This is a genomic window from Streptomyces johnsoniae, from assembly GCF_031845565.1.
GTDB classification, from domain to species: domain Bacteria; phylum Actinomycetota; class Actinomycetes; order Streptomycetales; family Streptomycetaceae; genus Streptomyces; species Streptomyces johnsoniae.
The window spans coordinates 46,130-59,154 of record NZ_JAVREV010000002.1 but is presented as its reverse complement, the minus strand read 5'-3'; the positions used below and the strand labels follow the sequence as shown (position 1 = coordinate 59,154).

Sequence of the window (13,025 nt, the reverse complement as noted above, 5' to 3'; positions counted from 1 at the left end):
GGCACCTGACCGAGCAGCCGTAAGTGAAGCGCTGCGGTGTTGGACATCCGCGTAGGCACTGGTTTCTTCCGACGGGTGCGCCGAGTTCCTCGTGCGGCGGCGGGTGTTGACACTCCCCGGCGGTGCTGTCACAGTCCCTGGCTGTGCGGGAAAAGTAGGCCGGTGCTGGCCTGGGCGGCGGCGTGTGTGGGTGATGATGCTCGGCTTGTGGGCGTTCGGGCGCTGCACGCGGGCCATGGGCCGTGGTTGCTTCGTGTCGAGTCCTCCCGGCGGCTGGTCGAGGTGGTCCTGCGGGCGCCGACCAGTCGTATCGACGGCGACATGATCGCCACCAACGTTGACGCGCTCGTGCTGGCGGAAAGGCATGCTCTGCCTGCCCCGCGCCTTCTCGGCGTCGACCTCGACGGGCGGGCCGGCGGGGTGCCGGCCAGTGTCGAGACGGCTGTCGCGGGGTCCAGCGCCTGGCCGGCGCGGGCGTCCGCCGACCGGCTGCGGGCCGCCGGCGCGGCGATCGCCCGTGTACATCGGATACCGCGGGCGCCAACTGACCGTCTGCCGGTGCGTCCCCGGCCCATCGCGGTCGATGACTTCGCCCGGGAACGGCGGCTGGGCCGCATGCCGACCACGCCGCTTCTCGCACGCGCTGACGCCCTGATCCAGGGCATCGTGGCCACGCCAGGTCAGGCGGTCTTCGTGCACGGGGACGTGTGGCCGGGCAACATGATGTGGAGTGGCTCAACCTGCCGGGCACTGATCGACTGGAAGACCGCCGGCGTGGGCGACCCGGGTGTGGATCTCGGAGAGTTGCGCAAGCAGGTGGCTTTCGCGGGCGGCCAGGACGCCCCGCGGTACGTCCTGGAAGGATGGGAACGAGCCAGCGGCATCCGCGCCACGGACGTGGCCTACTGGGACGCCGTTGCGGCACTGAACACGCCCACCGCATGCGATCCGCCGGCGCACACCGCGCCTCGCGACGAGTTTCTTCGCAGGGCGCTGGCCCGGCTGTAGCGAACGCGCCCGCTGCCGATCCCGCACCACGTGGACCTCGGGCCTCCGGCGGGCATGATGCATACCGTGTCGAACGAAACTTCCACGCCGCGCCGCCCGCCCACGCGCCCGCCCCTGCTGTGGGAACAGCACTGCTGCCTCCCGCTGGAGAGACGCGCGGATGTCGGGGAGCTGGCCCGTTACCGCAGGCCCGGAGGCAGTTTCGTCTCGGTGAACGTGGGCTACGCCCCGCACAGTGCCGACGATGTCGTCGGGCTGATCGCGGGCTGGCGGGAGCGGATCGCCGCGGACGACCGGTTGCGGCCGGCCGTGGGTATCGGCGACGTCGAAGCCGCCGCGCGCGCGGATGACGTGGCGGTGGCCTTCGACCTGGAGGACTCCGGGCCGCTCGGCGGGCAGTTGGACCGAGTGCGCCAGTTCTACGAGCTGGGCGTCCGGACGATGCTGCCGAGCTACAACAACAGGAACGCGGCGGGCGGCGGATGCCTGGACGCGGTCGACGAGGGGCTCACCGCCTACGGCCGGGAACTGGTGCGGGAGATGAACGCGGTCGGCATGGTGGTGGATGGGTCCCACTGCGGCGCCCGTACCGGTCTTGACATGTGCGAGGTCTCCGAACAGCCGGTGATCTACAGCCACTCCTGCATGCGCGCGCTGTGGGACCACCCCCGCAACATCACCGACGAGCAGGCCAGGGAGTGCGCCGCCACGGGCGGGGTCGTCGGCATCACCGGAGTCGGAATCTTCCTCGGCCCCAACGACGCCTCCGTCGAGGCGCTGGTGTGCCACATCGACCACGCCGTCGACCTCGTCGGGCCGGAACACGTCGGTCTTTCGACCGACTACCCGTTTGACCACGAGGACTTCAACGCCTTGCTCGCCCAGAGCCCGGAGTTGTTCCCCGACTGCTACACGCGCTGGGGCACGATCGACTTCATGCCCCCGGAGGACCTGCTGACGGTCGGGGACGCGCTCCTCGCCCGGGGCTACCCCGAGGACGCCGTCACCGCGATCCTGGGCGGCAACTTCCGCCGGGTCGCCACGGCGGTGTGGCGGTAGCCCGCCGGGCTACCGCCACCGACACGACCTAAGGCAGGTTCCTTGCCATCACGATCCGCTGGACCTGGTTCGTGCCCTCATAAATCTGCGTGATCTTCGCGTCCCGCATCATCCGCTCCACCGGGTAGTCCCGCGTGTAGCCGTAGCCGCCGAGGAGTTGGACCGCGTCGGTGGTGATCTCCATCGCCGCGTCCGAGGCGTAGCACTTCGCCGCCGCGCCGAAGAACGTCAGGTCGCCGTCGTTCCGCTGGGACTTGGCCGCCGCCGTGTAGGTCAGCTCGCGGGCCGCCGCGAGTTTCATCGCCATGTCGGCCAGCATGAACTGCACGCCCTGGAAGTCGCCCACCGGCTTGCCGAACTGCTTGCGCTCCCGCACGTACTCCTTGGCGTAGTCGAGCGCGCCCTGCGCGATGCCGAGGGCCTGGGCGGCGATGGTGATGCGCGTGTGGTCCAGGGTGCGCATCGCCGTGGCGAAGCCGGTGCCCTCCTCGCCGAGCATGCGGTCGGCCGGGATGCGCACGTTGTCGAGGTACACCTCGCGCGTCGGGGAGCCCTTGACGCCGAGCTTCTTCTCCGGAGCCCCGAACGACACGCCCTCGTCGTCCTTTTCCACCACGAACGCCGAGATCCCGCCGCGCGTCCGCTTCTCGGGGTCGGTGACGGCCATCACCGTGTAGTACTGGCTGACGCCCGCGTTGGTGATCCACCGCTTCACGCCGTTGAGCACGTAGTGGTCACCGTCCCGTACCGCGCGCGTCTTCATGCCGCCGGCGTCGGAGCCCGCGTCCGGCTCGGACAGGCAGTACGAGAACATCGCGTCGCCCTTGGCCAGCGGCGTCAGGTACGTGGCCTTCAACTCCGGTGAGCCGGACAGCATCACGGGCAGCGAGCCGAGTTTGTTGACCGCGGGGATGAGCGAGGAGGAGGCGCACACCCGGGCGACCTCCTCGATCACGATGACCGTCGCCAGCGCGTCCGCGCCCGCCCCGCCGAACTCCTCGGGGACGTGAACGGCGTGCAGGTCGTTGCCCACCAGTGCGTCCAGGGCCTCCTGCGGGAAGCGGCTCTCCTCGTCCACCTCGGCCGCGTGCGGGGCGATCTTCGCCTCGGCCAGTGCACGGACCGATGCGCGGAGCATGTCGTGCTCCTCCGCCGGGCGGTAGAGGTCGAAGTCTGCGGCTCCTGCCACGTGTCTCACTCCCTGCAAGCGACGCTGCTAACGACTGTTAAGTAACATGTAATCCTAGGGCCGCGGACCGGTCTCGGGTACGGGCACGGGTACGTGAGCTTCCCGACAGCCTTCGGACTATGCTCGTCCACATGTCCCCGAAGATCACCGTGATCGGTCTCGGATATCTCGGCGCGACCCACGCCGCCGCCATGGCGGAGCTGGGATTCGAGGTGCTGGGCCTCGACATCGTCCCCGAGAAGACGCAGGCGCTCGCCCGTGGCGAGACGCCGATCTACGAGCCGGGTCTTGAGGACCTGCTCCGCCGGCACGTCGCCGGTCTGCCCGGCTCCTCCGGGCGGCTGTCGTTCACCACCTCCTTCGCCGAGATCGGTGAGTTCGGCGATGTGCACTTCATCTGCGTCAATACCCCGCAGAAGCCCGGCGAGTACGCCTGCGACATGAGTTACGTCGACAGCGCCGTGGACGCGCTCGCGCCGCACCTGACCCGGCCTGCACTCGTCGTCGGCAAGTCCACCGTGCCGGTGGGCAGCGCCGCCCGGCTCGCGCGGCGGGTCGCCGAGCTCGCCCCGGTGGGCGAGGCGGCCGAGCTGGCGTGGAACCCGGAGTTCCTGCGCGAGGGTTTCGCCGTCGAGGACACGCTGCGGCCGGACCGCATCGTCGCCGGAGTGCATGGCGCGCATGGCGCGCACGGCGGAACGGGGACCGGGGCCGGAACGGGGACCGGTGAGCGGGCCGAGGCGCTGCTGCGCGAGATCTACGCGAGGCCGCTCGCCGAGGGCACCCCGTTCATCCTCACCGACCTGCCGACCGCCGAGCTGGTGAAGACGGCGGCGAACGCGTTCCTCTCGACCAAGATCTCGTTCATCAACGCCATGGCGGAGGTCTGCGAGACCGCGGGTGGCGACGTGGTGAAGCTGGCGGAGGCGCTGGGGCACGACGACCGTATCGGGCGGAAGTTCCTGCGGGCCGGGATCGGCTTCGGCGGCGGCTGCCTGCCCAAGGACATCCGCGCCTTCATGGCCCGCGCCGGCGAGCTGGGGGCCGCGGAGGCGCTGTCGTTCCTGCGGGAGATCGACGCGATCAACATGCGGCGCCGCGTGTTCATGGTCGAGCTGACCCGGGAGACGCTGGGCGGCTCCCTGCTCGGCAAGCGCATCGCCGTCCTCGGGGCCGCGTTCAAGCCGGACTCCGACGACGTCCGTGACTCGCCGGCGCTCAATATCGCCGGGCAGCTCCACCTTCAGGGCGCCGAGGTCACCGTGTACGACCCGAAGGCCATGGACAACGCGCGGCGGATCTTCCCGACCCTCCGCTACGCCGCGGACGTGGTCGACGCGGCGCAGGGGGCGCACGCCGTGCTGCACCTGACCGAGTGGCGCGAGTTCCGCGAGATCGACCCGGCTGCCCTGGCGGAGGTCGTGTCCGAACGGCACGTTCTGGACGGCCGCAACACGCTCGACCCGGCGCTGTGGCGCAAGGCGAACTGGACGTACCGCGCGCTGGGCCGCCCGACGGCATAGACGGCCACTTCGGTTTGGTCCGGCCGGTTCCGGCAATCGTTCTTCCATGCCGGACAGCTCAGGAACCGAAGGCAAACGGACCGCGGCGGGCACGGGCGACGCCGAAGACGGCACCGAACTCAAGCGGGTGATCGGCCCCGGGCTGCTCCTGCTGTTCATCGTCGGCGACATCCTCGGCACCGGCGTCTACGCGCTCACCGGCAAGGTGGCCGCCGAGGTCGGCGGCGCCGTGTGGCTGCCGTTCCTGCTGGCCTTCGTCGTGGCCATGCTGACCGCGACCAGCTATCTGGAACTGGTCACCAAGTACCCCAGGGCGGGCGGTGCCGCCGCGTACACCAATCGGGCGTTCGGCATCCACTTCCTGACGTTCATCGTCACCTTCGCGGTCATGTGCTCAGGGCTGACGTCCGCGTCGAGCGCGTCGAAGGCGTTCGCCGCGAACCTGCTGTCCGCCCTCGACATCGACGGCGACCACGCCCGCGCCACCATGATCATCGCGCTCGCGTTCATGGCGGGCATCAGCCTGATCAACCTCCGCGGCGTCGGCGAGAGCGTCAAGACGAACGTCGTCCTCACCATCGTCGAGGTGACCGGTCTCATGATCGTCATCGCGATCGGCGCCTGGGCGGTCCTCCAGGGCGACGGCGAGTTCTCGCGGGTCGGGGAGTTCAACACCACCGGCGGCGAAACGGCCTTCGGCGCCGTCACCGCGGCGACCGCGCTGGCGTTCTTCGCCATGGTCGGCTTCGAGGACTCGGTGAACATGGCCGAGGAGACCAAGGACCCGGTGCGCATCTTCCCGCGCATGATGCTCATCGGCCTCACCATCACCGGCGTGGTCTACGTGCTCGTCGCCATCGCGAGCGTCACCCTGGTGGCGCCGAGCGACCTGGGCGAGGGCGAGACGCCGCTGCTGAAGGTCGTCGAGGCGGGCGCGCCCGGCTTCCCGCTCGACCTCTTCGCGTGGATCACCATGTTCGCGGTGTCGAACTCCGCCCTGATCAACATGCTGATGGCCAGCCGCCTGCTGTACGGCATGTCCAGGGAACGCGCCCTGCCGGCGCCGCTCGGCCGCATCCTCCCGCGCCGCAGGACGCCGTGGGTCGCCATCACGTTCACCACGCTGCTCGCGTTCCTCCTCATCGGCTACGCCGACCTCGGCGCGCTGGGCGGCACCACCTCGCTCCTGCTGCTGTGCGTGTTCGCAGTCGTCAACGTTGCGGTGCTCGTGCTGCGGCGCGACCGGGTCGAGCACCGGCACTTCCGCGCCCCGACCGCGCTGCCCGTCATCGGCGCGGTGCTGTGCGTCTATCTCGCGGGCCCGCTGGCCGGGCGGCCGGCCGACGACTACCGGATCGCGGGCTGGCTCATGCTCATCGGGCTCGCGCTGTGGGCCTGCGTCTGGCTGGCGAACCGGATGCTCGGGCGCCGCCAGAGGGCGGACTGAGGCCCACCGAGATCTGTCCGTGACCTTGCCAGCGGATCGGTTTCCCCCCTAGAGTCCGCCGGTGTAACAGCCTTGGGAGCGCTCCCCTCACTGTTTCGCACCATGGGAGGAGCAGCATGACATCGCGTATGCGCGCCGGAGCGACCGCGCTGGCCGTCGCCGCCGGAACCCTGACCGCCGTGGCCACCGCCACCCCCGCCGCACAGGCGGATGTTCAAATCTGCGAACCGTTCGGCACCTCGGTCGTCGGCCAGTACGTGGCGCAGAACAACCGCTGGGGCAGCAGCGCGACCCAGTGCATCAACGTGACCGGCTCCGGCTTCCAGATCACGCAGGCGGACGGCAGCGCCCCGACCAATGGCGCGCCCAAGTCCTACCCCTCGATGTTCAACGGCTGTCACTACACGAACTGCTCGCCGAACACGAACCTGCCCGCCCAGATCAACTCGATCAACAGCGCGCAGAGCAGCATCGCGTACAACTACGGCGCGAGCAACGCGGTGTACAACGCCTCGTACGACATCTGGCTCGACCCGACGCCGAAGACGGACGGCGTGAACCAGACCGAGATCATGATCTGGTTCAACCGCGTCGGTCCGATCCAGCCCATCGGCTCGCAGGTAGGGACGGCAAACGTCGGCGGGCGCGACTGGGAGGTGTGGACGGGCAGCAACGGCTCGAACGACGTCATCTCGTTCGTCGCGCCCTCCGCGATCAGCAGCTGGAGCTTCGACGTGAAGGACTTCATCGACGAGACCGTCAGCCGCGGGATGGCGGGCAACGACTGGTACCTGACCAGCATCCAGGCCGGATTCGAGCCGTGGGAGGGCGGCGCGGGGCTCGGCGTCGACTCGTTCTCGGCGACCGTGAACTGAGGCCCGCCGGACGGGCGGCGCGCGGCCACGGAAAACGGGATGCCCGTGGTCGCGCGTCCGCCCCACAATGACGCATGCTGATCGACCACTGGCCGCTTCTCGGACTCCGTGTGACCACTCCGCGCCTGGAACTGCGCCTGCCCGATTCCGAGGAACTGGCCGCGCTCGCCGATCTCGCGGCGGAGGGACTGCATCCGCCGGAGGAGATGCCGTTCCTGGTGCCGTGGACGGATCAGCCCCCGGCCGAACGGGCCCGCTCCGTCCTCCAGCACCACTGGCTGCGCCGGGCCGACTGGACACCGGAGAACTGGGCGCTGCACCTGGCCGTCTTCGCCGAGGGCCGCGTGGTCGGTCTCCAGGACGTGTCCGCGGAGCACTTCGCGGTGCTGCGGCAGGTCGGGACCGGTTCGTGGCTGGGCCGGCGGTATCAGGGGCTCGGCATCGGCACGGAGATGCGCGCTGCGGTGCTGCACCTGGCGTTCGCCGGGCTCGGCGCGGTCGAGGCGGTCTCGGGGGCGTTCGACCACAACGCGGCGTCGCTCCGGGTCTCGGAGAAGCTCGGGTACGAGCGGGACGGGGTGCAGCGCTTCGCGATCCGCGGCCGTCCGGCGACGGAGATCCGTCTGCGCCTGCCGCGCGAGCGGTGGGCGGCGGCGGCCCGCGCGCTGGACGTGCCCGTGACGGTCAGCGGCCTCGAACCCTGCCTGCCCCTCTTCGGCGCGGCGGCCGGGCCCGAGCACTGACCGCCGGGGTACTCCGCGCGGGGTAGCGGCCGACTCCGCCGGGCGGATGCCGTGCGCCGCGGCGCTCCGTAGCGTCCGGTCCGTCCGTCCAACGGGTCGTGGCCACGGGGGCCGCGGCCAGGACCGAATAAGCGGAACCGCCACGCCCGACCGCCCCATGTCCCGTTCACGCCCCGTGCCCCGTTCACGCCCCTTGCCCGCGATGCGCCGGCGTGCGCTGCTGGCCGCCGGTCTCCCGGCCGCCGCGGCGGCCCTCCTCGCCGGGGGCCCGGCCGCGGCGAGGCCGGGGGGCGCGACCGTCATCGGCGCGGAACGGGTCGGTGAGCGCCTGCTCGACCTCACCCTCGACTCCCCGGCCCTCGGCTTCCCCGCGCAGGTCCGCCTCCTCACCCCCGACGGCTGGTGGGAGCGGGGAACGCGCCGCCGCTGGCCCGTTCTGTACGTGCTGCACGGCGGGTTCGAGCCGTCGACCTACCGCATGTGGACCCTGGAGACCGATATCCAGGAGATCCAGGAGCTGCGCGACGTCCTCGTGGTGATGCCCGAGGCGGGCCGCATCGGCTTCTACACCGACTGGTGGAACGGCGGCGCCGGCGGTCCGCCCGCGTGGGAGACGTTCCACCTGGACGAGCTGCGCCCGCTGCTCGAACGGGACTACGGCGCCGGCCGGGCCCGTGCCGCCGCCGGCCTTTCGATGGGCGGGTTCGGCGCCGTGTCCTACGCGGCGCGGCGGCCCGGCATGTTCCGGGCGGCGGCGAGCTTCAGCGGCCCCGTTCACCTGCTGCACCCGGACTTCGTCGAGTCGGCGTGGCCGCAGCTGGAGGAGGGCCACGGCGGCAGCCTGGCGGCGCTGTGGGGCGATCCGCGGGAGCAGGACGACGTGTGGCGCGCGCACGATCCGTTCGCGCTCGCGCCGCGGCTGCGGCACACGGCCGTGTTCCTCTCCAGCGGCGACGGGCACCCGGGGGCGCTCGATCCGGACAGCCCGTTCGATCCCGCGGAGGTCGTCATCCGCACGCTGAACCGTTCCCTGCACGCCCGGCTGCGCGCCCTCGGCGTGCCGGTCACCGCCGACTTCCACCCCGGCACGCACCACCCGGCGTACGGCGAACGGGGTCTGCACACCGCCCTGCCGCTGCTGCTCGGTGGGCTGCGCTGACGACTACGCGGTTGCGGGTCGGTGCGGCCGGCCGGTGATCACGGCGGTGACGCGGGTGCCGCGCGGCAGCGCGGGCGCGGTGTCGTAGACGCAGTGCAGCATCTTGGCCACGTAGCGCGGCTCGACGGCCAGGCCGTGGCGTTCCTCGAAGGCGCGGGCGAACGCGGTGAGCGCGGCCGGCAGCCGGGCGTAGCCGCCGGCGTGGTGCGTGTGGCTGATGTGCCAGTTGGGGAACGTGCGGCCCCAGCCGGAACGGTGCAGGCGCGTGACCTCGTCCTCCAGATACCCGGCGGCGCCCTTCAGGACCGCGACGCCCCAGGCCCGCGCGCCCGCCGGGAGCGCCGCGGCTATCCCGGCGAGCGTGCCGCCGGTGCCGACCGGGCAGCAGACGAGGTCGCGCGGCCCGAGGCCGGGCAGCTCCGCGACCAGCCCCGCGGTGCCGTGCGCGGCCAGGGCGTTGGAGCCGCCCTCGGGGAGCACGTAGCAGCGCCCCCAGCGCCGTTCGAGGCGGCGGCGGGTGGCCGGATCGTCCAGCGTGCGGAGCGTGTCGCGGTAGGAACGGCGGTCGGTGAACGCCAGCTCCATGCCGTTCCGTTCGGCCTCGGCCAGTGACCAGTTCCGCGGGGCGTCGGCCAGCTCGTCGCCCCGGATGACGCCGACGCTGGCCACCCCGCAGGCCGCCGCGGCGGCGGCGACCGCATGGACGTGGTGCGACCATGCGCCGCCGAACGTCAGCAGGCGCGTGTGCCCCCCGTCGAGGGCGGCCTTCAGATTGGGCACCAGCTTGCGCCACTTGTTCCCGGAGACGCGCGGGTCGATGAGGTCGTCCCGCTTCAGCCGCAGCTCGACACCGGCCCGGGCCAGCTCCGGGTCGGACACCGGCACGAGCGGGGACGGGAGCGCCGCGGGAAGCACCATCGGTACGAGTGTACGAACGACGACTGGCTTGAACCTGACGCAGGGGGAGGTCTTAGCGTCGATCACGCCGCGGCAGCCGCCGCGACTCCGGGGGACCCGGACGGAAAAGAACGAGGACGTCATGGCGTGGAAGGTGGGCGAGCTGGCCCGGCGGACCGGTCTGACGGTGCGGACCCTGCACCACTACGAGCGCATCGGGCTGCTGGAGCCGGCCGAGCGCACCCGCTCCGGCCACCGGCTGTACGACGAGGCGGGCGCCGCCAGGCTCTACCAGGTCGTCGCCCTGCGTGAGCTGGGTCTTTCGCTGGACGCCGTGCGCACCGCGCTGGACGGCGAGCTCGGTATGGGCACCGTGCTGCACGAGCACCTCACCCAGGTGGAGCGGCAGCTCGGCACCCTGCGGCTGCTGCACCGGCGGCTGTCCGCGGTGTTGTCGGCCGACGCCGCGGCCCGCACTCCCGCCGACTTCCTCGACCTGATCGAAAAGGTGACGACGATGGAAGAGACCGTGCAGAAGCACTTCTCCGAGGAACAGCTGGCCAAGCTGGCGGCCCGCCGTGAGGCGCTGGGCGACGAGGCCATCTCCTCGGCGGAGCAGGAGTGGCCGCAGCTGATCGCGAACGTGCAGGCGGAGATGGACGCGGGCACCGATCCGGCCGACCCGCGGGTGCAGGCCCTGGCCCGCCGCTGGGCGGAACTGGTGGAGGCGTTCCACGGCGGCGACCCGGAGCTGCGGGAGTCGCTGAACCAGATGTACGCGGAGCAGGCGGAGCAGGCGGAGCACGCGGAGGACAGCGAGCGGCCCCGGCAGGAGGCGTGCGGGCCGGCCCCGCAACTGCTGGAGTACGTCGGCCGGGCCTGGGCCGCTGCGGGCTGAGCCCGGCCGCGGGCAGCCGACCGACGGGGTGAGCGGTGGCGCGCCCGGGCGGGCCCGGGGGGCCGCCCGGGGGCCCGCCCGGGCTCAGGCCGCGTCGTACTGGTGGGTGGGGTAGGTCAGGTAGCCCGCGTCGCCGCCCTCGTAGTACGTGGCCTCGTCGGCGGGGGCGATCGGGAGTCCGCCGCGGAGCCGTTCGACCAGGTCGGGGTTGGCGAGGAAGGCGCGGCCGAAGCTGATGAGGTCGGCGCCGAGACCGAGCCAGCGGTCGGCGTCGTCCCGGCCGGTCTGCTTGGGCCCCATCGGCAGCGTCGGGTTCATGACGAGGGTGCCCGGCCACGTCCGCCGCAGGGCGACCAGCAGGTCTTCGTCGGCGGTGCCCTCGAGGTGCACGTAGGCCGGGTCGAGGGCGGCCAGCTCGGTCAGCAGCGCGGTGTAGAGCTGGGGAACGTCGGTCTCGCGGACGCCCCAGAACTCGCCGCCCGGTGAGAGCCGGATGCCGGTCCTGGCCCCGCCGACGGCTTCGACGACGGCGGCGGTGGCCTCGACGGCGAACCTGATCCGGTTGGCGACCCGGCCGCCGTAGCGGTCCGTGCGCAGGTTGGCGTTGGAGGAGAGGAACTGGGAGATCAGGTAGCCGTTCGCGCCGTGCAGTTCCACGCCGTCGAACCCGGCGTCGATGGCGCGGCGGGCGGCCTCGGCGTACGACCGCGCTTGCTCGGGCACTTCGGCGGTGTCCAGGGCGCGCGGCATCGGGGCCGGCTGGGGCCCGGTCGGGGTGAACACGTCGCCGACGGCCGGGACGGCCGAAGGCCCGACCGGCTGCCTGCCGGTGGTGTCGGGGTGCGAGACCCGGCCGCCGTGCATGATCTGGGCGAAGATCCGCCCCCCGTTGGCGTGCACGGCCTCGGTCACGGGTCGCCACGCGGCGACCTGCTCGTCGGTGTGCAGTCCTGGCGTGCCCGGGTTCGACTGCCCGATCGCGCTCGGCTGCACGCCCTCGCTCACGATCAGCCCGGCCGTGGCCCGCTGGGCGTAGTAGGCCGCCATGGACGGCGTCGCCAGACCGCCGGCGGCGGCCCGGACTCGGGTCATCGGGGCCATGACCACCCGGTTGGGCAGCGTCAGGCCGCCGAGCCGGTAACTGGTGAAAAGGGTCGTCACGAGGGGCTCCTTCGCGGTCCGCGGCGCCCGGAACTCGGGCACGTCGGTTACGCTAAAACCTGACACTGACGTCAGAGGCAAGTTGCTGTGGCGCAGGACACGACCGGGAGGTCTCGTGCGGATCGGCGAGCTCGCGTCACGGGCCGGAGTCAGCGTCCGGTCCGTGCGCTACTACGAGGAGCAGGGGCTGCTCACCAGCACCCGCAGCCCCAGCGGGCAGCGGCACTACACGGACAGCGCGGTCGAACGGGTCGCGTTCGTCCAGCGGATGTACGCCGCGGGGCTGTCCAGCCGCACCATCATCGAGCTGCTGCCCTGCGTCGACGCGCCCAGCGCGGAGAACTCCGACTCCGCGCTGGAGCGGATGGCGCAGGAGCGCGACCGGCTCACCGCGCACATCGCGGACCTCGTGCGGACCAGGGACGCGCTCGACGAGCTGATGGACACCGCCCTCGCGTACCGGGAGCAGCTGGGAAAGCCCTGCCCGGTCGCCCGCTGAGGCCCCGGCGGCTCAGGTCACGCGCCGTTTCGCGCGGTAGGCGCGCATCTGCGAACGCGCGCCGCACAGCTGCATCGAACACCAGCGGCGGCGTCCGGGGCGGCTGTTAGCATCGGCGCGGGGGTGAGGGGATGTCGTTCGATGCGGAGTGGGCTGGCCTGCAGGCCGCGGCGCGCGACGAGTTGACACACACGCGGCTCAACAGCCGCGGCGATGGCTCCGGTGGAGATCTGGAGCACCGCGAAGGCCAGCTGACACCCATTCAGGGCGACGCCGATGCACTGGCGAACGACCTCGACCAGAACGGAAGCCTGGCCCACAACGCCACCTACGTTGCCGGTATCCTCCTGCGCACGCCGGGGCTCGACACCGGGGTCGCGCTGACGGAGGTCGCCGACCGCTGGCAGTCCCAGGCGGCTGCGCTCCACGCCGCTTGTCTCCGCATCGCCGGCCACGTCGGCGACACGGTGCGCACGCACGCCGCCGGAGAGCTGGAAACCACGGCCGACATTCGGAACGCGTCGGCCGTCCGGTCGAATGCACACCTGGACGCGTTGTAGGGGGCCA

At 71.8% G+C, this 13,025-nt stretch carries 13 protein-coding genes and 1 pseudogene; 10 read left to right on the top strand and 4 right to left on the bottom strand.

Features of this window, described 5'->3' with window-relative positions; genetic code table 11:
- Positions 1-162: 162 nt before the first annotated feature.
- Positions 163-1,008: a phosphotransferase family protein gene (locus tag RM779_RS03300; protein ID WP_311615584.1), complete on the top strand. Its 846-nt coding sequence runs from the start codon at positions 163-165 to the stop codon at positions 1,006-1,008.
- 57 nt (positions 1,009-1,065) lie between these two features.
- Positions 1,066-2,067, top strand: a complete 1,002-nt coding sequence (locus tag RM779_RS03295) for a dipeptidase (protein WP_311616486.1) — start codon at positions 1,066-1,068, stop codon at positions 2,065-2,067.
- Between the two features lie 28 nt (positions 2,068-2,095).
- Here the strand turns inward: RM779_RS03295 and RM779_RS03290 are convergent, their stop codons facing one another.
- Positions 2,096-3,256 (bottom strand): acyl-CoA dehydrogenase family protein, encoded by a 1,161-nt coding sequence (locus RM779_RS03290; RefSeq protein WP_311615581.1) that lies wholly within the window; start codon positions 3,254-3,256, stop codon positions 2,096-2,098.
- A gap of 131 nt (positions 3,257-3,387) precedes the next feature.
- Here RM779_RS03290 and RM779_RS03285 point away from each other — a divergent pair, with 131 nt between their 5' ends.
- The 5 genes and pseudogenes from RM779_RS03285 to RM779_RS03265 all read left to right on the top strand — a co-directional run bounded on the left by RM779_RS03285 (position 3,388) and on the right by RM779_RS03265 (position 9,003).
- Positions 3,388-4,779 carry a UDP-glucose dehydrogenase family protein gene (locus tag RM779_RS03285; protein WP_311615579.1) on the top strand — a complete coding sequence of 464 codons (1,392 nt, stop codon included), beginning with the start codon at positions 3,388-3,390 and terminating at the stop codon, positions 4,777-4,779.
- A 46-nt stretch (positions 4,780-4,825) separates the two neighbouring features.
- Complete coding sequence (locus tag RM779_RS03280; RefSeq protein ID WP_311615578.1) at positions 4,826-6,226, top strand: APC family permease; 1,401 nt, start codon at positions 4,826-4,828, stop codon at positions 6,224-6,226.
- A 116-nt stretch (positions 6,227-6,342) separates the two neighbouring features.
- A pseudogene (locus tag RM779_RS03275) lies at positions 6,343-7,098 on the top strand (GH12 family glycosyl hydrolase domain-containing protein); the annotation flags it as partial.
- Between the two features lie 113 nt (positions 7,099-7,211).
- Positions 7,212-7,844 (top strand): GNAT family N-acetyltransferase, encoded by a 633-nt coding sequence (locus tag RM779_RS03270; RefSeq protein ID WP_311615576.1) that lies wholly within the window; start codon positions 7,212-7,214, stop codon positions 7,842-7,844.
- A 202-nt stretch (positions 7,845-8,046) separates the two neighbouring features.
- On the top strand, positions 8,047-9,003 hold the full coding sequence (locus tag RM779_RS03265) for an alpha/beta hydrolase (RefSeq protein ID WP_311615575.1): 957 nt from the start codon (positions 8,047-8,049) through the stop codon (positions 9,001-9,003).
- A gap of 3 nt (positions 9,004-9,006) precedes the next feature.
- Here the strand turns inward: RM779_RS03265 and RM779_RS03260 are convergent, their stop codons facing one another.
- The gene (locus tag RM779_RS03260) at positions 9,007-9,921 is read right to left on the bottom strand and encodes a 1-aminocyclopropane-1-carboxylate deaminase/D-cysteine desulfhydrase (protein WP_311615574.1); all 915 of its coding nucleotides are present in this window, start codon (positions 9,919-9,921) and stop codon (positions 9,007-9,009) included.
- A 121-nt stretch (positions 9,922-10,042) separates the two neighbouring features.
- Here RM779_RS03260 and RM779_RS03255 point away from each other — a divergent pair, with 121 nt between their 5' ends.
- Positions 10,043-10,798 (top strand): MerR family transcriptional regulator, encoded by a 756-nt coding sequence (locus RM779_RS03255; RefSeq protein ID WP_311615572.1) that lies wholly within the window; start codon positions 10,043-10,045, stop codon positions 10,796-10,798.
- Between the two features lie 84 nt (positions 10,799-10,882).
- On the opposite strand, the gene RM779_RS03250 is transcribed toward RM779_RS03255, so the two are convergent.
- Entirely contained in the window at positions 10,883-11,959 is a 1,077-nt protein-coding gene (locus RM779_RS03250) for an alkene reductase (RefSeq protein WP_311615570.1), read from the bottom strand.
- A gap of 115 nt (positions 11,960-12,074) precedes the next feature.
- Here RM779_RS03250 and RM779_RS03245 point away from each other — a divergent pair, with 115 nt between their 5' ends.
- The gene (locus tag RM779_RS03245) at positions 12,075-12,458 is read left to right on the top strand and encodes a MerR family transcriptional regulator (RefSeq protein ID WP_311615568.1); all 384 of its coding nucleotides are present in this window, start codon (positions 12,075-12,077) and stop codon (positions 12,456-12,458) included.
- A gap of 12 nt (positions 12,459-12,470) precedes the next feature.
- Here the strand turns inward: RM779_RS03245 and RM779_RS03240 are convergent, their stop codons facing one another.
- Entirely contained in the window at positions 12,471-12,647 is a 177-nt protein-coding gene (locus tag RM779_RS03240) for a CGNR zinc finger domain-containing protein (RefSeq protein ID WP_311615566.1), read from the bottom strand.
- On the opposite strand from RM779_RS03240, the gene RM779_RS03235 reads away from it, so the two are divergent.
- Entirely contained in the window at positions 12,590-13,018 is a 429-nt protein-coding gene (locus RM779_RS03235; protein WP_311616542.1) for a hypothetical protein, read from the top strand. The two genes, RM779_RS03240 and RM779_RS03235, sit on opposite strands and share 58 nt — an antisense overlap.
- Positions 13,019-13,025 lie beyond the last annotated feature (7 nt).

Bases quoted from the DNA above. Each gene is read 5' to 3' on its own strand.
- RM779_RS03295 (WP_311616486.1), top strand. From the start codon at position 1,066: ATGCATACCGTGTCGAACGAAACTTCCACGCCGCGCCGCCCGCCCACG.
- RM779_RS03285 (WP_311615579.1), top strand. From the start codon at position 3,388: ATGTCCCCGAAGATCACCGTGATCGGTCTCGGATATCTCGGCGCGACC.
- RM779_RS03280 (WP_311615578.1), top strand. From the start codon at position 4,826: ATGCCGGACAGCTCAGGAACCGAAGGCAAACGGACCGCGGCGGGCACG.
- RM779_RS03265 (WP_311615575.1), top strand. From the start codon at position 8,047: ATGCGCCGGCGTGCGCTGCTGGCCGCCGGTCTCCCGGCCGCCGCGGCG.
- RM779_RS03260 (WP_311615574.1), bottom strand. From the start codon at position 9,921: ATGGTGCTTCCCGCGGCGCTCCCGTCCCCGCTCGTGCCGGTGTCCGAC.
- RM779_RS03255 (WP_311615572.1), top strand. From the start codon at position 10,043: ATGGCGTGGAAGGTGGGCGAGCTGGCCCGGCGGACCGGTCTGACGGTG.
- RM779_RS03235 (WP_311616542.1), top strand. From the start codon at position 12,590: ATGTCGTTCGATGCGGAGTGGGCTGGCCTGCAGGCCGCGGCGCGCGAC.